Origin of the sequence: Kribbella sp. NPDC005582 (assembly GCF_040605415.1) — a bacterium.
Classification (GTDB): Bacteria; Actinomycetota; Actinomycetes; order Propionibacteriales; family Kribbellaceae; genus Kribbella.
In genome coordinates this window covers 601,784-624,217 of the sequence record NZ_JBEXCU010000004.1, presented here as the reverse complement: position 1 = coordinate 624,217, position 22,434 = coordinate 601,784, and the positions used below count along the sequence as shown (strand labels likewise).

At 67.7% G+C, this 22,434-nt stretch carries 16 protein-coding genes; 11 read left to right on the top strand and 5 right to left on the bottom strand.

The genetic code is table 11. The features are described from left to right. The first annotated feature begins 21 nt into the window (after positions 1 to 21). The 4 genes from ABZS29_RS26120 (at position 22) to ABZS29_RS26105 (ending at position 5,368) form a co-directional block, all read left to right on the top strand. On the top strand, positions 22 to 630 hold the full coding sequence (locus ABZS29_RS26120; protein ID WP_132410342.1) for an ATP-dependent Clp protease proteolytic subunit: 609 nt from the start codon (positions 22 to 24) through the stop codon (positions 628 to 630). A gap of 199 nt (positions 631 to 829) precedes the next feature. Continuing rightward, positions 830 to 2,125 carry an ATP-dependent Clp protease ATP-binding subunit ClpX gene (gene clpX / locus ABZS29_RS26115; RefSeq protein WP_355465451.1) on the top strand — a complete coding sequence of 432 codons (1,296 nt, stop codon included), beginning with the start codon at positions 830 to 832 and terminating at the stop codon, positions 2,123 to 2,125. Positions 2,126 to 2,230: 105 nt separating this feature from the next. After that, on the top strand, positions 2,231 to 3,856 hold the full coding sequence (locus ABZS29_RS26110) for an alpha/beta hydrolase (RefSeq protein ID WP_355465449.1): 1,626 nt from the start codon (positions 2,231 to 2,233) through the stop codon (positions 3,854 to 3,856). Between the two features lie 93 nt (positions 3,857 to 3,949). Continuing rightward, entirely contained in the window at positions 3,950 to 5,368 is a 1,419-nt protein-coding gene (locus ABZS29_RS26105; protein WP_355465448.1) for a glycoside hydrolase family 6 protein, read from the top strand. Here ABZS29_RS26105 and ABZS29_RS26100 read toward each other — a convergent pair. Then, positions 5,361 to 6,410 carry a helix-turn-helix transcriptional regulator gene (locus tag ABZS29_RS26100; RefSeq protein ID WP_355465446.1) on the bottom strand — a complete coding sequence of 350 codons (1,050 nt, stop codon included), beginning with the start codon at positions 6,408 to 6,410 and terminating at the stop codon, positions 5,361 to 5,363. The two genes, ABZS29_RS26105 and ABZS29_RS26100, sit on opposite strands and share 8 nt — an antisense overlap. 122 nt (positions 6,411 to 6,532) lie before the next feature. Here ABZS29_RS26100 and ABZS29_RS26095 point away from each other — a divergent pair, with 122 nt between their 5' ends. From ABZS29_RS26095 to ABZS29_RS26080, 4 genes are all read left to right on the top strand, one after another. Then, a complete protein-coding gene (locus ABZS29_RS26095) occupies positions 6,533 to 6,961 on the top strand; it encodes a cupin domain-containing protein (RefSeq protein WP_355465444.1) in 429 nt (142 codons plus the stop codon). Next, on the top strand, positions 6,958 to 7,332 hold the full coding sequence (locus ABZS29_RS26090; protein WP_355465443.1) for a DUF1304 family protein: 375 nt from the start codon (positions 6,958 to 6,960) through the stop codon (positions 7,330 to 7,332). The genes ABZS29_RS26095 and ABZS29_RS26090 overlap by 4 nt, the downstream gene beginning before the upstream one ends. Before the next feature lie 147 nt (positions 7,333 to 7,479). Further along, on the top strand, positions 7,480 to 9,018 hold the full coding sequence (locus ABZS29_RS26085; protein ID WP_355465441.1) for an alkaline phosphatase D family protein: 1,539 nt from the start codon (positions 7,480 to 7,482) through the stop codon (positions 9,016 to 9,018). A gap of 2 nt (positions 9,019 to 9,020) precedes the next feature. Then, positions 9,021 to 10,277: a hypothetical protein gene (locus tag ABZS29_RS26080; protein ID WP_355465439.1), complete on the top strand. Its 1,257-nt coding sequence runs from the start codon at positions 9,021 to 9,023 to the stop codon at positions 10,275 to 10,277. Between the two features lies 1 nt (position 10,278). Here the strand turns inward: ABZS29_RS26080 and ABZS29_RS26075 are convergent, their stop codons facing one another. Beyond that, positions 10,279 to 13,704 carry a discoidin domain-containing protein gene (locus tag ABZS29_RS26075; protein ID WP_355465437.1) on the bottom strand — a complete coding sequence of 1,142 codons (3,426 nt, stop codon included), beginning with the start codon at positions 13,702 to 13,704 and terminating at the stop codon, positions 10,279 to 10,281. Between the two features lie 134 nt (positions 13,705 to 13,838). On the opposite strand from ABZS29_RS26075, the gene ABZS29_RS26070 reads away from it, so the two are divergent. Both ABZS29_RS26070 and ABZS29_RS26065 read left to right on the top strand, forming a co-directional pair. Then, positions 13,839 to 14,369 carry an N-acetyltransferase gene (locus ABZS29_RS26070; RefSeq protein ID WP_355465435.1) on the top strand — a complete coding sequence of 177 codons (531 nt, stop codon included), beginning with the start codon at positions 13,839 to 13,841 and terminating at the stop codon, positions 14,367 to 14,369. An 82-nt stretch (positions 14,370 to 14,451) separates the two neighbouring features. Next, positions 14,452 to 16,107, top strand: coding sequence for a glutamate--tRNA ligase family protein (locus ABZS29_RS26065; RefSeq protein ID WP_355465433.1), 1,656 nt, complete (start codon positions 14,452 to 14,454; stop codon positions 16,105 to 16,107). 46 nt (positions 16,108 to 16,153) lie between these two features. Here ABZS29_RS26065 and ABZS29_RS26060 read toward each other — a convergent pair whose 3' ends face one another. After that, the gene (locus ABZS29_RS26060) at positions 16,154 to 17,512 is read right to left on the bottom strand and encodes a phosphodiester glycosidase family protein (protein WP_355465431.1); all 1,359 of its coding nucleotides are present in this window, start codon (positions 17,510 to 17,512) and stop codon (positions 16,154 to 16,156) included. Between the two features lie 183 nt (positions 17,513 to 17,695). On the opposite strand from ABZS29_RS26060, the gene ABZS29_RS26055 reads away from it, so the two are divergent. Further along, a complete protein-coding gene (locus tag ABZS29_RS26055) occupies positions 17,696 to 18,622 on the top strand; it encodes an AEC family transporter (RefSeq protein ID WP_355465430.1) in 927 nt (308 codons plus the stop codon). Between the two features lies 1 nt (position 18,623). Here the strand turns inward: ABZS29_RS26055 and ABZS29_RS26050 are convergent, their stop codons facing one another. Both ABZS29_RS26050 and valS read right to left on the bottom strand, forming a co-directional pair. After that, the gene (locus ABZS29_RS26050) at positions 18,624 to 19,688 is read right to left on the bottom strand and encodes a hypothetical protein (RefSeq protein WP_355465429.1); all 1,065 of its coding nucleotides are present in this window, start codon (positions 19,686 to 19,688) and stop codon (positions 18,624 to 18,626) included. A 138-nt stretch (positions 19,689 to 19,826) separates the two neighbouring features. Then, a complete protein-coding gene (gene valS, locus ABZS29_RS26045; RefSeq protein WP_355465428.1) occupies positions 19,827 to 22,367 on the bottom strand; it encodes a valine--tRNA ligase in 2,541 nt (846 codons plus the stop codon). Between the last annotated feature and the right edge of the window lie 67 nt (positions 22,368 to 22,434).

Genomic DNA, 22,434 nt, shown 5'->3' with positions numbered 1-22,434 from the left:
ACCGATAGAGGACGCAGACACATGAACTACTTCATCCCGCAGTGGGAGGAGCGCACGTCGTACGGCATGCGCCGCATCGACCCCTACACCAAGCTGTTCGAGGACCGGATCATCTTCCTCGGGACGCCGATCACCGACGAGATCGCGAACGCGGTGATGGCGCAGCTGCTCTGCCTGCAGTCGATGGACTCCGACCGCGACATCAGCATCTACATCAACTCGCCCGGTGGTTCGTTCACCGCGCTGACCGCGATCTACGACACCGTGCGCTACATCAAGCCGGACGTCCAGACCGTGTGCCTGGGCCAGGCCGCCTCGGCCGCGGCCGTCCTGCTCGCCGCCGGTACGCCGGGTAAGCGGCTGGCGCTCCCGAACAGCCGGATCATCATTCACCAGCCGGCCACCGAGGGCACCTACGGGCAGTCCAGCGACATCGAGATCCAGGCGAACGAGATCCTCCGCCTGCGCGCGCTGCTGGAGAAGATGATCGCCGACGCCAGCGGCAAGTCGCACGAAGAGGTCTCCCGCGACATCGAGCGGGACAAGTTCCTGACCGCCGAGCAGGCGATCGAGTACGGCCTGATCGACGACGTACTGCAGACCCTGAAGCCGGTTCCGGCCGGAGTCTGACACCTGAGACGGTGAGCCCCACCCCGGGGCTCACCGTTTTCCATCTCCCGGCCCGGCGGCCGCTGTCAAGGCCCCGTCGCGTTCGCCACCGGCGTAGACACAACCCGGCACAGAGCGCGGCGTTTCGGCTCCTGACGGGGTACCGTCGAAACAGGTTCGGGGGTACCTGTTCGACTGCTCAGAGAAGGGATCTGTCCCGGTGGCACGCATAGGTGACGGCGGCGACCTGCTCAAATGCTCGTTCTGCGGAAAGAGCCAGAAGCAGGTCAAGAAGCTCATCGCCGGTCCCGGCGTCTACATCTGCGACGAGTGCATCGATCTCTGCAACGAGATCATCGAGGAAGAGCTGAACGAGGGCTCCGAGGTCGGACTCACCGAGCTGCCGAAGCCGCGGGAGATCTACGACTTCCTCAATGCCTACGTCGTCGGACAGGACGTGGCGAAGAAGGCGCTCGCGGTGGCGGTGTACAACCACTACAAGCGGGTCCGCGACGGTCAGGGCGCCTCGAGCGCCGGCCGGCACGCGAAGGACGAGGCCGTCGAGCTGGCCAAGTCGAACATTCTGCTGATCGGCCCGACCGGTTGCGGTAAGACGTACCTCGCGCAGACCCTGGCCCGGATGCTGAACGTCCCGTTCGCGATCGCGGACGCGACGGCGCTGACCGAGGCCGGCTACGTCGGCGAGGACGTCGAGAACATCCTGCTGAAGCTGATCCAGGCGGCCGACTACGACGTCAAGAAGGCCGAGACCGGGATCATCTACATCGACGAGGTCGACAAGATCGCCCGCAAGAGCGAGAACCCGTCGATCACCCGCGATGTCTCCGGCGAGGGTGTCCAGCAGGCGCTGCTGAAGATCCTGGAGGGGACCACGGCCAGCGTTCCGCCGCAGGGCGGCCGCAAGCACCCGCACCAGGAGTTCATCCAGATCGACACCACCAACGTGCTGTTCATCGTCGGTGGCGCGTTCGCCGGTCTGGACCACATGGTCGAGCAGCGGGTCGGCAAGAAGACGCTCGGTTTCAACGCCTCTCGCGAGCCGGAGAAGCCGAAGGAGGTCGGCGGGTACGCCGATGTGATGCCGGAGGACCTGCTGAAGTTCGGGCTGATCCCCGAGTTCATCGGCCGTCTCCCGGTGATCACCACGGTCTCGCCGCTGGATCGCGACGCACTGATCAAGATCCTGTCGGAGCCGAAGAACGCGCTGGTCAAGCAGTACCGGCGGCTGTTCGAGATCGACAACGTCGAGCTGGAGTTCACCGACGACGCGGTCGAGGCGATCGCGGACCAGGCGCTGCTGCGCGGCACCGGCGCCCGTGGTCTGCGCGCGATCATGGAGGAGGTGCTCCTCAACGTGATGTACGAGGTGCCCAGCCGTGAGGATGTCGCCAAGGTCGTGGTGAACAGCGGAGTCGTGCTGGAGAACGTGAACCCCACGCTGATCCCGCGCGACCAGATCGAGCGCAAGCGCGAGCGGCGCGACAAGACCGCCTGAGCGCAACACTCCACAGAGGGAGGCCGGGTCCGCCGTACGGCGGGTGCCCGGCCTCCTTCTCGTGGTGGACGCCGACCGAGGCCGGCGTTGCCTACGGTCGGTGACATGAGGCAACGAAGAATCGTTCGCAGATTGACCATCGCCGCCACCGCGTTCGCTCTGGTCGTCCCGGTGACCGCGTCCGCCGCCGGTACGCCGAAGTCCGTCGTACCGAAGCTCACCTGGGGAACGTGTGGGCCGGCGCCGGAGCTGAAGCCGTTCCAGTGCGCGTCGGTCGAGGTCCCGACCGACTACGACCGCCCGCACGGCCCGACCACGACGATCGCGCTGACCCGGTTGCCCGCCAGCGACCCGGCCAGGAAGATCGGCAGCCTGTTCACGAACCCCGGTGGCCCGGGCGGCCCCGGCGTACCGTTCATCCAGCAGATCGCGCAGGTCCTCTACTCGCCCGAGTTGCGGGCGCGGTTCGACATCATCGGCTTCGATCCGCGCGGTGTCGGTGCGTCGGACCCGGCGACTTGTTACCCGACCGCCGCTGAGGAGCAGGCCGCGATCGGAGCGATCAGCTCGTTCCCGGTGACCGCCAAGGAGGAGCGCCAGTACATCGCCGCCGCCGCGAAGTTCGCCGTGAAGTGCCAGACCACGTCACCCGATCGCTTCACGCACTACTCGACGGCGAACGTTGCTCGCGACATGGATCTGCTCCGGCAGGCCGTCGGCGATCAGAAGCTCTCGTACGTCGGCTACTCGTACGGCACCTATCTCGGCGCCACCTACGCGAAGCTGTTCCCGAACAACGTCCGTGCGCTCGCGCTGGACGGCACGCTGTTGCCGGAGTGGTACTCGGGCTCGAACGGCGAGCGGCAGCCGGTCGGAGTCCGCATCCGCCAGGGTGAGGGCGCTTCCGACAGCTACCAGCAGTTCCTTGCCGAGTGCAAGAAGGCCGGCCCGGCCTGTGCGCTGAACGCCCTCGGCGATCCGAGGACCGTGTCCGAGAACACGTTGGCGCGGCTGAAGACGCAGCCGGTCGAGCTGACCCTGCCGGACGGTTCGAAGTTCACCGTCGACTACGCGCAAGCGGTCATGTTCATGTTCCAGCACTTCTACTCCTCGTACTCCTATCCGGAGCTGGCCGACACGATCGCGATGCTGGCGAACCTGACCAACCCCGCCGCTGCCAAGGCGAAGAGCAGTGCCAAGGCACCCCAGGCGCTCGTCGAGTGGAACCGGCGCAAGGAGGACTACGAGTCGGCCGGCAGCAGCATGCAGCCGTGCGTCGAGGCCAAGCAGACCGGACGTCCGCTGTCCTACCCGGCGTACGCCGATGCTGCCGACCAGCGCGCTCCGCACTTCGGCCGGTTCCGTTCCTGGGTGGGTATCCAGTGCGAGTTCTTCGGGCTGAAGGACAGCGACGCGTTGCTCGGACCCTGGGAGAACAAGGTGAAGCAGCCGGTGCTCGTGTTCGGCACACGGCACGATCCGGCCACGCCGTACCAGGCGACGCGTCCGTTCGCGAACCTGTGGCCGGACGCGCGGATGGTCACCATCGAGGGTTGGGGGCACTCCACCAGCCTCGGCGGCAGCAAGTGCGCCGACCAGTTGCTGACGAAGTACCTGACCGAGCTGAAGGCTCCGGCCGACGGCACCACCTGCCAGCAGGATCGCAAGCCGTTCGACCCGCTGCCGACCGCCGAGGTGGCGAGTAAATCGGTGACCAATTTGATTCGATGATCGGAAACTAGTGACAACCGGAAGCGTGACCAGGCAAACTGGGAGCGCTTCCGGTTCTTTTTGAGCTCGCCCCTTCGCCCCAAGGAGCAGTACATGCGTTGGATCCCCCGTGGCCTGGTGACGGCCGCCCTCGCGCTCGGCGTGATCGTTCCCGGCAGCGCTGCCACGGCGCTTGCGGCTACCGAGCTGATCACGAACGGCGCCTTCACCACCGGTACGACGGGTTGGTGGGGCAACAACGTCCCGATCAGCCTGGACGCCGGCCAACTCAAGGCCGCCGTCCCCGGCGGTACGGCGAATCCGTGGGACGCGTTGGTCGGCCAGAAGGTGCCCGCGTTCCCGATCCACCAGGGCCACAAGTACATCCTGGCCTTCGACGCACGCGCCTCAGCCGCCCGGACGGTACAGACCACGGTGCAGCTCAACGCTGAGCCGTTCACTGGCACCCTCAACAAGCCCTTCGCGGTCGGCACGAAGACGCAGCGCTTCGCCTTCGGCTTCACCGGCGCCTTCGAGACCGCCCAGGCCGAGCTCACCTTCCAGCTCGGCGGCCTGGCGGGTGGCGGCTACACCTTCTGGCTGGACAACGTGTCGCTGATCGACCTGTACGGCACGCCCGCCGGCAACCCGGTCTCGCTGACCAATGGCTTCTACGTCGACCCGCACTCCAATCCCAAAGAGTGGATTCGCCTGAATCCGAACGACGACCGGAAGACGACGATCGAGAACGCACTTGCCAGCAAGCCGATGGCCCGCTGGTTCGGCGGCTGGAACACCAATCTCGCCGACGCCATCAACCTGTACGTCGCTCCGGCGACCGCGGCCGGCAAGTTGCCGGTGCTGGTGGCGTACAACCTGCCCGGGCGCGACGCCTGTGGCGGCCACTCCAGCGGCGGTGCGGCGAGCGTGGCGGCGTACAAGGAGTGGATCCAGACCTTCGCCGCCGCGATCGGCACCCGGCCCGCGCTGGTCGTGGTGGAGCCCGACTCGATCGGCGACATCGGGTGCATCAAGGACGATACGGAACGCACCCTGCGATACGAGATGCTCACCTTCGCGCTGCAGACCTTCAAGGAGTTCGCCCCGAACACCTGGACGTACGCCGATGCGACCAACAAGGGCTGGGGCTACGACATCAAGCTCCCCGAGCTGGCGAACCGGCTGAAGCTCGCCGGGGTGGCGAACGCGCACGGGCTCGCGATCAACGTGTCGAACTACTACTTCAGCAGCGACTCGATTGCCTTCGGCAACGACCTGAACACCTATCTGACCACGCCGAAGCCGTTCATCGTCGACACCAGTCGCAACGGCAACGGGCCGGGCGCCGAGCCGGTCGACCCTTGGTGCAACCCGCGCGGACGCAAGCTCGGCTCGGTCGCGCAGCAGGGCGGCGGCGCGGAGATGCTGCTCTGGGTCAAGGTTCCCGGCGACTCCGACGGCGTCTGCAACGCCTCGGCCGAGCCCGCCGGAACGTTCGATCCGAAGCTGGCAATGATGTTGATCACTAGCTGATCGTCAGGTCGTCGGGCCGCAGCGTGGCGACGAGTTCGCCACGGCTGCGGACGCCGACCTTGGCGAACGCTGCCTTGAGGTGGTCCTGAACGGTGTGCGGCGAGATCGACAACCGACCGGCGATCTCGGCGGTGGTGTAGCCGGAGATCACCTCGAGGCAGATCTCGCGTTCCCGCGTGGTCAGCCCGTAGGCGGCCAGCAGCATGCCGACCAGATGCTGGCCGGAGGCGGGCTCGATGGTGACGACGACCTCGGACTGGTCGTCGTCACTGATCAATCGGCTGCCCTGCAACATCACCCAGCCGCCCGAGGTGGTCTGGACGCGTGCCTGGAAGGTGCCGCTGGTCGCGGCGCGCGTGCCAGTCACGACAGCTTGCAGCAGTACGCCGAACCGTCCGGGCGCGATCTGGTCGAGTTCGTCCTGCCAGCTTCGAGCGGCCGCGGTGACGGCGCGTGGCTCGCCGGTCGGTCCGGTGACGACGATCGACGGTCCGGTCTCGCCGCGATAGCCGTGGGCATCGGTCCGTACGGCGACCCGGGTGGCCGCGGCGATCGCCGGCGCGACCGCGGCCAGGAACTCCAGTTCGCGATCGGTGAAGTCGGAGCCGGTCCGCACGAACCCGCCCGCGCCCCAGCAGTCCCCGTCGACGGCGAACGTCGTACGGACTTCGTGCTCGAGGCCGAGCGGTCGCCAGACGTCGTTCAGGCGGCGGTGCCGGACCACCTCGCGATGCGGCAGATCGGACAGCCGGGCGACCGGCTGGCCACGCCGCGCCAGTTCGGCGAACGAGTTCGGGACGTCGCCGGCGTACTCGGTCTCGGCCAGCAGCGGCTCGTAGTCCGGGGCGATCCGGTTGCGGCCGCTGGTCATCGAGCTCATCACGAGGGTCGCCGGGTCGAGGCTGCCCCAGCAGACGAAGTCGTTGGCCACCACCGCGCCGACCACGTCGATCGCGGCGGCGTGCAGTGCCTCGACACCCAGACCGGATGTCGCCAGCGCCGCGATGTCCCGGCGCGCGGTCCGCGCCCGACCCTCCCACATGCGCTCAGTATGCGCCGCGGGCCAGGCGCCGCCTATCCCCGAAATGTGGGGACTCTCGCCGCTGCCGGAAGCCTTGGCGGACGGGATGGTTGTAGGCGCTCTCCCTTCCTACCGTCGCCGGTATGACCATTCATCTGAGTTCAGCAGGAACCGGGCAGGAGTACGTCGCGCCGGACGCGACCGTGACCGTGAAGATCGGAGCCGAGCACACGGCGGCCGAGTACGAGTTGTTCGAGATCGACGCGCCCCGAGGCCCCAGCGGGCCGCCGCACATCGAACCGTGGAGCAAGGCCTATTACGTGCTGCAGGGCCGGATCCTGGTCCAGGCCGGCGACGAGGGCTACGACCTCGGCCCGGGCGCTTCGATCAGCATCCCGGCCGGCACGGTCAACACCTTCTCAGTGCTGACCCCGGCCGCGAAGTTCCTCACCTTCAGCCGGACCGCCGGGATGGGCGCGTTCTTCGCCGAGGTCACCACTGCCGACCAGACCGACTATGCGGCGATCGGCGCGATCGCAGGGCGGCACGGCGTCGCATTGGTTCAGCCATGAGTACGGCGGCGCAGGTGCTGGCCGTCGTCATCGCGGTACTGCTGGCGATGGTCTGGGTGATGGAGTCGTTCCTGTACCGGCATCCGCGGCTGTACCCGCTGTTCCTGACCAAGCCGGCCGACTTCGACGCGGTCCGGTTGTGGACGGTCAATCTCGGCTTCTACAACCTGACGACCGCGATCGCCTTGGTGGCGGGCGTGATCCTGGCCCGGAACGGCCACGTCGAGGCCGGGCAGGCGCTCGTCGTGTTCACCGCGGCCCAGCACACCTTCCTGTCCATCGTGTTGCTGGTGGTTGAACGGAAGCTGTGGCTGAACACCCTGATGGAGGGCATTCCGGCGCTGGTGCTGCTCATTTTGGCCACCGCGTAAGCAGAAGTAGACCAAACGGTAGGAAAGTTACGGAGATTGCGCAAAGATGGCCACCGCACCACGAACACTCAAGGTTTTCCGGATGTGACCGTCCGCTTCATCCGTCCGGGAGACCCCCGCCCTGAGTACCCGTGAAGGTGAGGCCTCATGAGCCCAATCAGTCGCAGATCCCTTGTCCTCGGCGGACTCGCCGCGGCCGGCGTCAGCGCGCTCCCGGTCCGCTCCGCCGTGATCGCCGCGACCGCAGCAGTCCCGTACCCGTTCCAGCTCGGCATCGCCTCCGGCGATCCGGATTCGACCAGTGTGGTGCTCTGGACTCGCCTGGCGCCCTCACCATTGAATGCCGACGGCCTCGGCGGGATGGGGACCGCCGACGTACCGGTGGACTGGCAGGTGTCCACCACCGACACCTTCAGCACGCTGGTCGCGTCCGGCACGGTCACTGCGACGTCCGCGTCGGCGCACTCGGTCCACGTCATCGCCGGTGGACTCAACCCGGACTTCGACTACTACTACCGCTTCCGTGCGCAGGGCCACCTCTCACCGGTCGGCCGCACGCGGACCGCTCCGGCAGCCGGTACCAACGGCCGGGAGCTCGTCATGTCGTTCGCCTCGTGTGCTCACTACGAGGAGGGCTACTTCACCGCGTACCGCCGAATGGCCGAGGACAACCCTGGTGTGATCCTGCATCTGGGCGACTACATCTACGAGTACGGCGCAGAGCCCGATCGGCCGCGTGAGCATGCCGGTGCCGCGGAGATCGTGTCGCTGGCGGACTACCGGCGGCGGTATGCGCAGTACAAGAGCGACCTTGACCTGCAGGCAGCTCATGCGGTGGCGCCGTGGATCGTCGTACCGGACGACCATGAGGTCGAGAACAACCGAGCGGGCACCATCCGGCAGAACAACGTCCCCGCACTGACGGCTGCGCAGTGGACCGCTCGACAGGCCGCCGCGTACCAGGCGTACTACGAGAACATGCCGCTGCGGCCGGCGCAGACGCCCAGTGGCGCCAGCATTCCGCTCTACCGTCGCCTGCAGTGGGGGAGTCTGGCGACGTTCCACATGCTCGACACGCGGCAGTACCGCAACGACCAGGCCTGTGGGGATGGCTGGAAGGACTGCTCGGACGCTGACCTCGCGTCGCGCAGCCTGCCGGGCAACGCCCAGGAGACGTGGCTGCTGAACAGCCTGAACCAGCACACCGGCACGTGGGACATCATCGGGCAGCAGGTGTTCTTCGCGCGCCGGTTCAACGCTTCCGGCGCGAGCATGGACTCCTGGGACGGCTACCGCGCATCGCGGGCCCGGATCCAGCAGGGCTGGGTCGACCGCAGTGTGCGCAATCCCGTCGTACTCACCGGTGACGTGCACCGCGCTTGGGCCAGCGACCTCAAGGCGGACTACAACAACGCGAACTCGGCCACCATCGGCAGCGAGCTTGTCTGTACGTCGGTCTCGTCGAGTGGTGACGGGGACGGCGCCACGACGATTCCTGACGTCGGGACGAACCCGTGGCTGAAGTTCTTCAACAACAGGCGCGGCTACGTCCGGACGACGATCAACCCGACCGAGATGCGCGCCGACTTCCGCGCGATCGCCAAGGTGTCGGAGCACGGTCTCCCGGCGACCACGGTGAAGTCGTTCGTCATCCAAGATGGTCAGCCCGGATTGCAGGCGGTGTGACGATGCTGAAGCGAACCCTGGCCATCACTGGTGTTGCAGTCACTGCTCTGGGGCTGATGGCGCCGACGGCGTCCGCCCACATCGCCGCACCTGTCTGGACCGCGGCCAACAGCACGTCCACCGGCGATCAAGATGCGCCGGCCATTGCGATCAACCGGACCGGGTACGTCGCTGTGGTCTGGGAGGACGACCGCGACACCGATAACGCGACCGACAACGTACACAGCGACATCTGGCTGCGGCTGTTCCGCAACGGGACCGCTGTCTACGAGAAGAAGCTGTCTGCCGGTGGCGACTCCGGTGTCACGAACTGGCGGCACCTGCACCCGGACGTCGGCCTGGACGACAAGGGCAACGCCGTAGTGGTCTGGCAGGACGACCCGGACGGCAACGGTTACTACAACATTCCCTACCGGGTCGTGAACACCGCTGGCACTGTCACTGCGTCCGGCAACGCGAACAGCAGCGCTACCGGTCAGCAGATCAACCCGCGTGTCTCTGTGGACCCGGACGGCGCGCCCTCGGGTGGCGCTGTCGCCTTCACTGCTGTGTGGGAAGACATCCAGACCGGTACGCCGGCCACCGTGAAGGCAGCCGGGTACACCGGCCCGACGACTCGGGCCTGGGAAGTCACCGCCTCACAGACCACTGGCCAGCACCACAACCCGGACGTGGCGGTCTCAGCGTCCGGTGACGCGGTGGTGGTCTGGGACGAGGACGGCGACGCCAATGCGGCGTACAACGTCGGACTGGTTCGCCTCGCCAAGGCCAACGGCGCAGTGAACCTCTCCCGCCGTACGGCGAACTCACTCGGCGACGGTCAGCAGATCCACGCCTCCGTAGCGGCGAACTTCAACGGTGACTTCGCAGTCGCGTGGGAGTCCGACCACACCGGTACGGCGGGCGCGTGGACCCGCACGTTCGACGCGAACGGCACCGCCCGCTTCGTCGAAGTACAGGTCGCAGCGGGTGGTAAGGCGCCCTCGGTCGGCATCGACGACGTCGAGCAGACCGTGGTCGGCTGGACCGCCCAGGCCACCGACTCGGACGTTTGGGTCCGCGGCTTCACCCCGGCCGGCACCGACACCGGCCGACTCTCCGCCCAGCAGCTCAGCTCGGTCCCGGCCGGTCGGCAGGAGCAGATGGCCGTCGGAGTTTCGCCGTACGCCGAAGTGGCCGTCGCCTACACCGACGACAACGACGGCAACACCTACGACCAGGTCTACCTGGGCACCTCGATCTCCAACAACAGTTGGTAGTTCAGGACACCACAACTTCGTCGAGGAACAGGTAGTCGGCGAAGTTGTGGGTCCGGGTCTTGGTGACGTGGACGGTGAGATAGCGGGTGGTGGTCGGGACGAAGGTCAGCTCGAACCATTGGTCCCGCGGTGATGTCGTCTCGGCCAGCGCAGTGTCGGCGCTGACCGAGACGACGTCCGGCGAGTAGGCGTGGATGGCATCGTCGAACGCCCTAAGACGGACGCTCGAGACGGTCTGGACGCTGCCCAGATCGACAGTGAGGTCAACGGTGCGGGTCGCGCCGGCGTCGGTCAGGCGGTAGCCATAGCCGTGACCGTCGTCGAAGCGGCCCGCGATCACCGAGTCGGTGGACTCGGTGCCGTTCGTGTCGGGGTAGGCGGCGTCGGGCGTCGCGGGGAAGGTTGTTCGGTAGGGCCGATTCAGGGCGAGGTTGGCACCCGCGCTGTCGAGGACTTCGAGCTCGTCCAGGAAGAGGAAGTCTGCGAAGTTACTGGTGCGAGTCTTCTCGAAGCGCAGCTTGACGTACCGGGCAGTCGCCGCGGTCGGTAGTTCGTACCAGCGGCCGTTGGCGGTGCTGGTCTGGCCGCGAGCGGTCATCGTGACGATGTCGTCGCCGGTGAAGGCGCGCACGACGGATGGCGCGTAGTCGTGCACACCGTCGTCGTACTTGCTGGTGCGGATCTTGCTGATGGACTTGGCGGCACCGAGATCCACGGTGATGTCCACCGTCCGGGTCTCGCCCGAGGTGGCGAGTTCGTAGCCATGGCCGACGCCGAATCCGGGGGTAGCGACGCCGTCGGTCGACTCGGTGCCGTCAGTGTCCGGGTAGCCGGGATGGGTGACAGCCGGCTCGGTCTTGAGATACGGCCGTCCGGAGGCCAGGTTCTGCCGATCGGCGGCGTACACCTCGATCTCGTCGATCAGCAGTGAGGAGGCCTCGGCGTCGTACGTCTTGGTGAAGGTGATGCGGATGTGCCGGGCCGTCGCCGGCGCGAACTGGAAGCTGTACCAGACCCCGGACGGTCCGCGCGGCGCGAACTGCAGACCGCGTTGCGTGTACGTCGTTCCGTCCGTGCTCGTCGAGATCCGCACACTGTCCGGCCGGTACTTCGGGAACTCCTCGTAGGCGTGGATCGCGGCACTGCCCACGGTCTGCACCGACCCGAGATCGAGATCGATGTCGACGCTCCCGGTCCCGGAGTAGCCGTAGCTGCGCTGGTCGTCCCAGGCGTCGGCGAGGACTCCGTCGGTCGATTCGATCCCCGCGTCCGGCTTGTCGTTCGGCTCGGGCGTCCGGCGGTAGGTCCGGCCGCCGGCCAGATTCGCCTTCGGCAGTGCGGCGCCGGTGACCTCGAGACTGGCCAGATCCGGCGTTCCCGAGGTGACCTGCAGGCGCAGGTACCGGGCCTTCGCGTTCAGACCGGCGAAGTCGCTCCCGCCGTCACTGTTGCCTTCGGCAAGTACCTCGGTCCATCCGGTCCCGTCGTACGACGTCTGGAGCGTGTAGCCGGCGCCCGCGGAGTTCCAGCGTAGGTTGATGCCGTCGAGCTGGGTCTGCCGGCCGAGGTCGACGCGCAGCCAGTGGTTGCCGGCGCCGGGTCGCCAGCTGGTACCCCGGTCGCCGTCGACGGCGAGTGCACCGTCGCCGGCCGAAGCGGTGGTCGCCGCGGCGCGGGCCGGGTCGGTTTGGGTGCGACCCGCGGCGGCGTCGAGCGCCCGCACCCGGATCCGCTGCATGTACGCCGTGTCCGGCGTGAACTTGTCGGCCCGCTGAACGAGGCCGTTCGCGAGACCGCGGGCCAGCCCCGGATCCTGCTTGCCCAGCAGGGTCAGCAGCTCGAAGTCCTCGATACCGTCGCGGAGCGACTCGTACCGCGGCGTCACCTCGACGGTGTTGCGTTCCTTGTCGGGTCGCACGATGAAGTAGTCGCCCTTGGCGTCCGTCGTCTCGGTCGGCACCTTCCAGGAGTTCATCGCCCAGTGCAGATAGCCGTGCAGACCCTGGCCGTAGGCGTACCAGATCGTCATCCGCTGGTACCACTCCGGCTGGTCGATGAACCTGTTCAGGAAGTTGCCGCGGGGCGCGGTGGAGTTGTAGAGCCAGACCTCCTTGCCGCTCGCCGCGATCTGCTGGAACAGCGGCTTCTCGGCGTCGTACACGAACTCCTGGGCGACCGCCTGGTGGTTGACGCCGATGATCTTCGACTGCATGCCGGTGACGTCGACGGCGTCGCCGAGTTTGATCTCCGGCCAGATCTCGTGCATCCGCTGGGCCAGCCGGAGGTAGTCGCCCTCGTTGCCGTGCTGCGGTTCGTCGCCGGCGTGCATCCAGAAAATGTCCTTCCAGCCCTTGGCGGCCAGATGGTCGCGGAGCGCGGGAAGGTAGTGGTTGAGCCAGTTCTGACCCTCCGCCGACGTCCAGTCCACCCAGATCCGGCTGCCGTTGCGGAGCACCTCGATGTCGCGGACGCCGTCCATCACCCCGTTCGCGAAGGCCGGCTCGGGAAAGCCCTCGAGCCGCTTCACCGCACCCGCGTCGATGAAGAGCTGGACGATCTGGTCGAACCTCGACCAGTCGAAGGTGTACCCGCCGCGGCCGTCCGGCGCCGATCCGGCGTCTGCCAGTAGCTTGATCACCGGCAGCTCGAGGTTGTTGGTCCGGTACTGCTTGAACATCGTGGCGACGTTGCGGAGCAGCTCCCACCACTGCGGGCTGTACCTCGGATAGCCGTAGCCGACCGTCGGTGACTCGACCGTGTCGACCGGATGCAGCTCCCAGTTGATGTCACCGAAGAACAGGTGCCACAGGCTCGTCGTGAACTGGCCCCGGTCCGCCGTCGGTAGCGTGACGTCCCGGACATCTGCCTGGATCGGAACCGTCTCGGTGCCCTTGCTGGTCACGACGTCGACGGTGCCGCGGTAGACACCGCCGGCCGTGCTCGCCGGCGCGTACACCCGGATCCAGATCGACTGTGTCGAGCCGGCCTCGACGGCCTTGCTGGTCTCGTTGGTCAGCCGATCCGGGTAGAGCCCGGCGCCCACTCGGACACCGGGGTAGATGTCCATCTTCTTGGTGATGCCGTCGTGGGTGTTCCGCTCGAGGTACTGGTAGTCGACGAAGTTGACGGTGACGTTCCCGGCGGCGATGGTTCCGCCGGGACCGGTAAGCGCGGACGGCCGGACGGCGTCGATCGTGAACGCCTCGTCGCGGCGGAGCACGATCTGCCCGCTCTCGTACTCGTTCCGGGCCAGGTCGAGCGCGACCGTGCGTCCGGAATCGGCGGACGGGCCGCTGTCGCGGAACACACTGGTATAGGCCGATTCGGTCCAGAGATTGGTGATGCGGGCGATGGCCGGGGTCGCGCCGAGAGCGACGAGACCGCTGGCCAGCAGAGCAAGAACCGTGCCGAGCTTGAGAAGTCGCATACGTGTCCTTTGTCCGGGGCGGCGAACCCATCGTCTGGTCGGGACGGAGCGGAGTAAATCCGGTCGGCTAGACCACTGGGCTCACACCGGGAGCGGTGGTCTCGCCGACTTGCCTGCGGATTAGGTTTGGCCAGGTGGAGTTTCGAGTGGCAACTGCGGACGACGCCGAGCAGATAGGGCTACTGCATGCGGACAGCTGGCGACGGCACTACCGAGGTGCGTACGCCGATGCGTTCCTGGACGGCGATGTGGAGTCGGACCGGCGTGCGGTCTGGACGGAACGGCTCGCCGTACCGGCGCACACCGAGACGGTCGTCGCGATGGAGTCGGGCGAGCTGATCGGGTTCGTGCATGTGAGGTTCGATGCGGATCCGCAGTGGGGGAGCCTGGTGGACAACCTGCATGTGCGCACTGCACGGCGAGGGTCGGGGATCGGTGGTCGCTTGTTGCAGCAGGCGGCTCGGGCCGTCGAGCGGCAGGCTGCGACCAACGCCATGTATCTGTGGGTGCTCGAGCAGAACACGGCGGCGCAGGGCTTCTACCGTGCGAACGGCGGTGCGGTGGCGGGGAGTGCGCCGGTGCCGCCGCCTGGTGGTGATCCGGCGCGGCTCAACGGGAGCCCGGTCTGTCTGCGGATCGCCTGGGCGGACGTCGCAGCGCTCTGAGGTCGGTTCCGTCGGCCGGAGTTGCTAGGCTCGACCGGTTGGCACCCTTCTGCTGAACCCCGGAAGTGAGACGTACCGAAAAATGCTCGACCGCGCGGTCATCGATGGCCTGTTCCCTGCCGATCTCCCCGAGCCGGAGTTCTGGGAGGAGAAGTATCCGCAGCGTGAGCTGGCCGACGGTGCGAAGGTGACGCGGCTCGGGCCGTCGCCGACCGGGTTCATCCACATCGGCGGGATCTACGCCGGGATGATCGACCGGGACATCTCGACCAACACCGGCGGTGTCTACCTGGTGCGGATCGAGGACACCGACCAGTCGCGTGAGGTCGAGGGCGCGCTGGCGCAGTTCGCGCGTGGCTTCGACTACTTCGGCATCTCCTCCGACGAGGACGTCACCAAGGGTGCCTATGGCCCCTACATGCAGTCGCAGCGTGAGCAGATCTACCTCACTTACGTGCGGCACCTGCTCCGGCAGGGCAAGGCGTACCTGTGCTTCGCCACCAAGGAGGAGCTGGCCGACATTACTGGTCGCCAGCAGGCCAACAAGGTCCCGACCGGGTACTACGGCAAGTGGGCGATCTGGCGTGACGCCGACGCCTCCGACGTCGCCGCCAAGCTCGCCGAGGGCACGCCGTACGTCGTGCGCTTCCGGGCGCCGGACGACGCGGACGGTCAGCGAGCCCGGTTCACCGACGCGATCCGCGGTGAGCTCGAGCACGAGGCGAACCGGAACGACGCAGTGATCCTGAAGGCGTCCGACCAGTCGCCGCGGCTCCCGACGTACCACTTCGCGCACGCTGTCGACGACCACCTGATGCGGGTGAACCTGGTGATCCGCGGCGACGAGTGGATCTCGTCGGTGCCGCTGCACCAGCAGCTGTTCGCCGCACTGGAGTTCGAGCCGATCCAGTACGCGCACATCGCGCCGCTGATGAAGCAGATCCCCGGCGGCAAGCGGAAGCTCTCCAAGCGCAAGGACCCTGAGGCGGGCGTCGATTTCTACATCGGCGCGGGCTTCCCGGCCGACGCGGTGCTGTACTACCTGCGCGGCCTGGCCAACGGCCGGCTGGCCGAGCTCCCGCTCGCCGAGGCGCTGGCCGCGCCGATCCAGCTCGACCAGTGCGGTGTCGCGGGTCCGCTCGTCGACCTCGTCAAGCTCGAGGACATCAGCGCCGACCACATCGCCACGCTCAGCGGCCAGCAGATCCTCGACGCGGTCCGCGTCTGGGCCACGCAGTACGACGCCGAGCTCGTCCCGGTGCTGGACGCGGAGCCCGAGCTCGCCCTGCGTGCCCTCGCTGTCGAGCGTGACGGCGTCGAGAACCCGCGCAAGGACCTCCGCAAGTGGTCCGACTTCCGCGCCGCCTACGCGTTCTTCTTCCCGGAGCTTTTCGAGCCGGTCGCCGGCCCCACTGACGAGCGCATCGCCGCCCTCGGTGTCGCCGCGGAGGTCGTGACGGCATTCGCCCAGGACCTGGTCGCCACCTACGAGCACCGCGACGACGCCTCCGAGTGGTTCAACCAGATCCGCGACCTGGCCGCCAAGCACGGCTTCGCCGCCAACGCCAAGGAGTACAAGAAGGACCCGGACGCCTACCCCGGCTCCATCCGCGAGGCCTCCCAGCTGGTCCGCGTGGCCATCACCGGCGCCACCAAGAGCCCCGACCTGCACGCCACCACGCAGGCCCTGGGCGCCGAAGAGACCCTCCGCCGCCTCAAGGCCCTCGCCGGCTCCTGACGCGCACCGAGGACTCGCCGACTTTCGTCAGCGAGTCCTCGGCCTACTAGCGGGTGGGGTAGTAGACGACCGCGTCGCCGACGTAGCGTTCGGCTCCGTTCGTGCCGCTTGGCCGGTTGATCAGCGTGCCGTCGCCGCGCGCCATCGCGGTCGAGCCGCCGCCGTCGAGGTTGACCGACTCAGTCAGGCCTAGGGCGTCCGCGACCGCGGCGGTTTCGTCCATCGTGGTTCCGACGCTGGTGGTCTGCCGGCCGTCGATGGTGGCCAGTACGACCTTTCCGTCGGACGTGGTGCCGGCGATGGTCCGCGGGTTGCGGGCGAAGAACGAGCCACCACCAGGCGGTACGACGATCGCGCCACCCTGCGTCAGGCGGTAGCGCCCGACCACGCCGTACAGGCCGGTATGCAAGGCGACCGGGGTGCCCTGGTCGTTGGTGAGCACGTGACTGCGATCGACGCAGCCGCCGTTGGCGGTCAGGGCGAGCAGCGCCTTGGACTCCTTGCCGGTTGCCTGCAGTGCGAATTGGCTGACCGTGAGCGTGCTGCCGCGCGTGGTCAACGTCCGCACCACGCATCCGAGCCGGTCGAAGACGACCTCGACACCGTGTCCCGACGGAGTCGTGGCAGCGAAGTGCGGCGTGAACAGTACGACGTCGCCGGTCGCGGTGCAGGTGGTCTGGTCGACGATGTTGGCGCAGGCGGCCGGGATCACCGCGGGGTGGTTGACGAACTCGAGCGGAAGCGTGGCCGCGGTGTCGCGGTTCGTGATCCGGCCGGTCCAGCTCACCTTCTGAACGCTCAGTTGGTTGCTGCGGGCATCGATCAGCAAACTCATCTCGCTCGAGCTGGTGGTCGGTTCGCTGATCAACTGCCCGTCGGAGATGGCGAGCCCGACCGGATCACCCGGGTAGTCCGGGTTCGAGGTGAAGGTGAAGAACGACCCGTTCGTCCCGACGACCGCGCCGGCGCTCTTGACCAGTGCGGACACCTTCTCGGTTCGCGCCAGGTCAGGCCCGTACGTCGACTGCACGCGACCCTGCGCGAGTGCCTGATCGATCGTCACCACGTTGACCACCCAGGGACCGCGGGTCGTCGTCTCGATCTCGTCGGGGTCGGCGGGCGTGGTACCACGAACGATCCTGGTCAGCGTCACGCCGGGCGCGAGCGCGCTGTTGGTGCGCTTCTCCGTGAGGTCCGCGTCGCCGATCGGCAGGCTGCCGTCGGCTCTCGGTGCGGACGGCTTCGGGACACCTGCCTTGGCGGGTGAGTTCCGGTAGCCCGGCGAGGCGGGGTCGGAGCGGAATCCCGACGATCCCGGGTCGTCGCCCGGCGCGGCGGCGGCCGGTACGACGGTGACGGCGAGGAGGGTCGTGACGACAAGACCTCGCAGGAGTTGAGCAGGCATGGGCGGTACCTTCCCCCTGGGCGGAAACTTTCCGTATTGCGTGCTGCGATGTCAGCGATTACCAGAGTAAGTGGGCGAGCACGCACGGTGCAGGCGTCCACGGGGTGGCGGCCTGAGGATGGCGGAGCGTCGCTTCCGGATACGATCCGGGGGTTGCCGAGCCGGTTGAGGAGTTGAGCGCGGGTGTCCGCCGTCGTGGGTGCGTTCGTCGCGCTGGTGGCGGTCGCACTGCTCGGGTACGTCGTCGGCCTGCTCGGCGTCCTGCGGCCCGAGGACGAGCTCGTCCTGTCGCGGCTGGCGTTCTTCGTCGCAACGCCGGCGCTGCTGTTCACCACGGTCGCGCGGGCTGACCTGCACTCGATCTTCTCCGTCGTGCTGGTGACGAACCTGGCCAGTCTGGCCGTCGTACAGGCGATCTTCCTGCTGGTCGCGGTGCTGCTGTGGCGGCGATCGCGGTCCGAGGCGACGGTCGGCGTACTCGCGTCGTCGTACGTGAATGCGGGGAATCTCGGCGTACCGATCGCGGCGTACGTGCTGGGCAATGGTGCGTTGGTCGCGCCGATCGTGCTGTTTCAGCTGCTGGTGTTTGCGCCGGTGGCGTTCGCGATTCTGGACGGTGATCGGCAGGGGAGCGGGCGGCGGGTTCAGCTGCGCACGCTGCTGACGCGGCCGCTGCGGAATCCGCTGACCGTTGCGTCACTGCTCGGGTTGGTCGCGGCGGCGTTCGACGTGCCACTGCCGACTGTGGTGATGCGTCCGATCGACCTGCTGGCAGCGGCCGCTGTACCGGTGGCGTTGATTGCGTACGGCCTCAGTCTGAGCGCGGGTGCGAAGGACTCGATCACGTTGCAGCGCGACGTCGTACTAGCCGTTGTGCTGAAGACTGTCGCCCAACCCCTGCTCGCCTACGCCGTGGCGCGCTGGGTCCTCGACCTCCACGGCCCGGCGTTGCTCGCGCCGACCCTGCTAGCCGCGCTGCCAACTGCTCAGAACGTCTACGTGTACGCCGTGCACTACCGAACGTCCCGCACCCTTGCCCGCAGTGCGGTACTGCTCAGCACGCTCATCTCGATCCCGCTGATGACCGCGATAGCCGGGCTGCTCGCCTGACTCACTTCATGGCGTGGAAAGCTTCGACGGCGACCGGTGCGACCTGGTCGACGGTGATGCCTTCGTTGGCGGACTGCGCGATGACGGTGAGCGTGTTGGAACCGCGGTAGCACTGCGTCGGCAGGTTGCCGGTCGTCTCCACGCAGGTCGCCTGCCCGATCTTCTTCACCTTGTCCGGCGAAGCGCCCGAGTCCGCCACGGTCTTGGCGATATCCACCTTGCCGCGCAACGCGATCACCACGAACAGCCGATCGCCGTCCAGGTTCCCGTACGCCTCGACCGTCGCCTGCTTGCCGTTGTTGATCCGGCTCAACGCCTGCCGCGTCTGATCCAGCTGCAGTTGATTGCGGATGTCCGCATCCGTCACCCGATCCAAACCGGCCAACTTCGCCGGCGGCGTGATCCCGCGCGCTGTGTTCAGCCGGTTCAACGGTCCCAATCCCCACACATACCCCAGCACCGCGAGCACCAGCAGCACCACGACGGCTCCCGCCACCGTCACAAACGGCCCCCGCCGCCAAAACCCAACCTTCTTCTCAGCATCCTTCGAGTCCCCACCCGAAGCCCCCGGTACGCCGCCCGCCGCGTCAGCTGGCTTGTCGGCAGCAGTCGCAGCCTCCGCCTTCGAGGCCCCAGGTACGCCGCCCGCCGCGTCCGCCGTACTAGTCGCACCAGCTGCCGCAGCCGCTCCATCTGCACCGGCCGGCTTCGCACCATCAGCCGTCTTACCCGCAGCGGCCGGCTTCGCAGCATCAGCCGCTTTGCCCGCAGCAGGCGGCTTCGCAGCATCAGCCGCCTCGCCTGCAGCGGCCCGCTTCCCGCTGTCGGCCGTCTTGCTCGCAGCAGCCGGCTTCTCTGGCGCAGCTGCCCCTTCCGCCTTGGCCGACTTGTCCGCATCGCCCGCAGTCGTCGGCTTCTCCGTCGCCTCCGCCTTCTCAGCAGCAGCCGACTCGCTCGCTGCGGGCTTCTTCTCCACAGCAGCTGCCGCATCGGGAGCAGGCTTGGGCGCACCGGACTCCGGGGACTCCTGGGGTGTGGAATCGCCGGGGGTGGTGGGGTTGCTCATGCGAAGCTCCTTGGTGCTGACATGGGTCGAGGCCGATGGTCGCACATCGGGCAACCTGGTTCCGCAGCGTAGTCGTTCGATTCAAACGCGTAGTGCCCGCCTCCCCGGGCGGGACGGCGGGCACCAGCGACGAACTCGTCAGAGGGTGGCGACGACGCTGACCGTGTCGGTCTCCTCGGCGTTCCAGACGATCTCGCCGGTGATGCGGCCGGCGGCGCGCAGGTCCGGCTCGGCGCGCTCGGCGAGAGCGAGGCGGGCGGACGGGCCGCTGACCTCGACCTTGCTGACCTCGGTCTTCATCGAGACCTGCGCCTCGGACTTCGCACCACGAATCCCGGCGAGGACCTCGGCGACCGCATCCAGGACCTCGGCCTCCTGCGGAGCGACCGCAAGGTCAGCCTCCGGCGTCGGCCAGGCAGCCTTGTGGATCGAGCCTTCCTGCCACCACGACCAGACCTCTTCAGTCGCAAACGGCAGGTACGGCGCGAGCAGCCGCAACTGAACCGACAGCGCGACCGCCAGCGCAGCCTTGGCCGAGGCCGCGGGAGCATCGCCCTGACCGCCGTACGCGCGCTCCTTGACGAGCTCGACGTAGTCGTCGCAGAACGTCCAGAAGAACCGCTCCGAGACCTCGAGCGCACCGGTGTAGTCGTACCGCTCGAAGGCGGCCGTCGCATCCGTGACGACCGTGCGCAGCCGCTGCAGCATCGCCAGGTCGACCGGCTCGGTGACCGCGGCGGTGTCGGCCGTGGTCGCACCGAACGACAGGACGAACTTCGACGCGTTCAGAACCTTGATCGCGAGCCGCCGACCGACCTTCATCTGCGACTCGTCGAACGGCGAGTCCATCCCCGGCCGGGCCATCGCGGCCCGCCAGCGAACCGCGTCGGAGCCGAACTTCTGCAGGATCTCCGACGGGACGACCGCGTTGCCCTTGGACTTCGACATCTTCTTGCGGTCCGGGTCGACGACGAAGCCCGAGATCATCGAGCGCGCCCACGGCAGCGTGCCGTTCTCGAAGACCGACCGGACGACGCGGGAGAACAGCCAGGTGCGGATGATCTCGTGCGCGTGCGTGTTGAGGTCCATCGGGAAGGTCCGCCGGAACAGGTCGTCGTCACGCTCCCAGCCACACGCGATGTGCGGGGTGAGCGACGAGGTCGCCCAGGTGTCCATCACGTCGGGGTCGGCCTCGAAGCCGCCCGGCTTGCCGCGCTGGGACTCGTCGTACCCGCGCGGGGCCTGCGAGGTCGGGTCGATCGGCAGCTCGGACTCTTCCGGCATCAGCGGGTGGTCGTAGTCCGGCTCGCCGTCGGCGTCGATCGGGTACCAGACCGGGAACGGGACGCCGAAGAAGCGCTGGCGGGAGATCAGCCAGTCACCGTTCAGCCCGTCGACCCAGTTCAGGTAGCGGTGCTTCATGTGCTCGGGGACCCAGGCCAGCTCTTCGCCGCGCTCGAGGAACTCGGCCTTCAGGTCGGCGCTGCGGCCGCCGTTGGTGATGTACCACTGCCGGGTGGAGACGATCTCGAGCGGCTTGTCGCCCTTCTCGAAGAAGTTCGCCTTGCGCTGCGTCGGCGTCGGCTCCCCGTCCAGGTCGCCGCTCTCGCGCAGCTTGCCGACGATCAGTTCGCGCGCGGAGAACGTCGTCTTGCCGGCCAACTCGGCGTACAGCTCCGAGCCCTCGAGCCAAGGCGGCGTGTCCCGCAGGATCCGGCCGTCGCGGCCGATGACCGTGCGGACCGGCAGCTGCAGCTCGCGCCACCAGGTGACGTCGGTCAGGTCGCCGAAGGTGCAGCACATCGCGATGCCGGCGCCCTTGTCCATCTCGGCGGCCTCGTGCGCCAGGACCGGGACCTCGACCCCGAACAGCGGGCTCTTGACCGTGGTGCCGAACAACGCCTTGTAGCGCTCGTCGTCCGGGTGCGCGATCAGCGCGACACAGGCCGGGATCAGCTCGGGCCGCGTGGTCTCGATGTAGACCGGTCCGTCAGCGCCGTGGAACGCGACGCGGTGGTAGGCGCCGGGGTAGTCGCGCGCCTCAAGCTCGGCCTGCGCGACCGCGGTCTGGAAGGTGACGTCCCAGAGCGTCGGCGCCTCGGAGAGGTAGGCCTCGCCGCGGGCGAAGTTGCGCAGGAACGCGCGCTGAGACGTCCGCCGGGAGTCCTCGGAGATCGTCGTGTAGAGGTGGTTCCAGTCGACGCTCAGTCCGACCTGACGCCACATCGCCTCGAACGCCTGCTCGTCGATGTGCGTGAGCTCGCCGCACAGGTCGACGAAGTTCTGCCGCGAGATCGGGATCTGCTTCTTCGGGTCCGGCTTCTCCGGCGGCGTGAAGTCCGGGTCGTACGGCAGCGACGGGTCGCACTTGACGCCGTAGTAGTTCTGGACCCGGCGCTCGGTGGGCAGCCCGTTGTCGTCCCACCCGATCGGGTAGAAGACCGACTTCCCGCGCATCCGCTGGAAGCGCGCGATCAGGTCGGTGTGGGTGTAGCTGAAGATGTGCCCGACGTGCAGCGACCCCGAGACCGTCGGCGGGGGCGTGTCGATGGAGTAGACGTCCGTGCGCTCGGCCGTCCGGTCGAACGCGTAGGTCTGCTGTTCCTTCCATACCGCAGCCCACTTCTCCTCGAGGCCTTCGAGGGTGGGCTTGTCAGGAACACGGGACGTTTCGCTCATACGGCAATCCTAGTGGTTGTCAAGGGGTGCTCACGACGGGTTATCCACAGCCCACCTAGACTGATGG

Excerpts from the sequence above, each read along its gene's own strand:
- ABZS29_RS26120 (WP_132410342.1), top strand. The coding sequence starts at position 22 with ATGAACTACTTCATCCCGCAGTGGGAGGAGCGCACGTCGTACGGCATG.
- ABZS29_RS26110 (WP_355465449.1), top strand. The coding sequence starts at position 2,231 with ATGAGGCAACGAAGAATCGTTCGCAGATTGACCATCGCCGCCACCGCG.
- ABZS29_RS26105 (WP_355465448.1), top strand. The coding sequence starts at position 3,950 with ATGCGTTGGATCCCCCGTGGCCTGGTGACGGCCGCCCTCGCGCTCGGC.
- ABZS29_RS26100 (WP_355465446.1), bottom strand. The coding sequence starts at position 6,410 with ATGTGGGAGGGTCGGGCGCGGACCGCGCGCCGGGACATCGCGGCGCTG.
- ABZS29_RS26095 (WP_355465444.1), top strand. The coding sequence starts at position 6,533 with ATGACCATTCATCTGAGTTCAGCAGGAACCGGGCAGGAGTACGTCGCG.
- ABZS29_RS26090 (WP_355465443.1), top strand. The coding sequence starts at position 6,958 with ATGAGTACGGCGGCGCAGGTGCTGGCCGTCGTCATCGCGGTACTGCTG.
- ABZS29_RS26085 (WP_355465441.1), top strand. The coding sequence starts at position 7,480 with ATGAGCCCAATCAGTCGCAGATCCCTTGTCCTCGGCGGACTCGCCGCG.
- ABZS29_RS26080 (WP_355465439.1), top strand. The coding sequence starts at position 9,021 with ATGCTGAAGCGAACCCTGGCCATCACTGGTGTTGCAGTCACTGCTCTG.
- ABZS29_RS26075 (WP_355465437.1), bottom strand. The coding sequence starts at position 13,704 with ATGCGACTTCTCAAGCTCGGCACGGTTCTTGCTCTGCTGGCCAGCGGT.
- ABZS29_RS26065 (WP_355465433.1), top strand. The coding sequence starts at position 14,452 with ATGCTCGACCGCGCGGTCATCGATGGCCTGTTCCCTGCCGATCTCCCC.
- ABZS29_RS26060 (WP_355465431.1), bottom strand. The coding sequence starts at position 17,512 with ATGCCTGCTCAACTCCTGCGAGGTCTTGTCGTCACGACCCTCCTCGCC.
- ABZS29_RS26050 (WP_355465429.1), bottom strand. The coding sequence starts at position 19,688 with ATGAGCAACCCCACCACCCCCGGCGATTCCACACCCCAGGAGTCCCCG.
- valS (WP_355465428.1), bottom strand. The coding sequence starts at position 22,367 with ATGAGCGAAACGTCCCGTGTTCCTGACAAGCCCACCCTCGAAGGCCTC.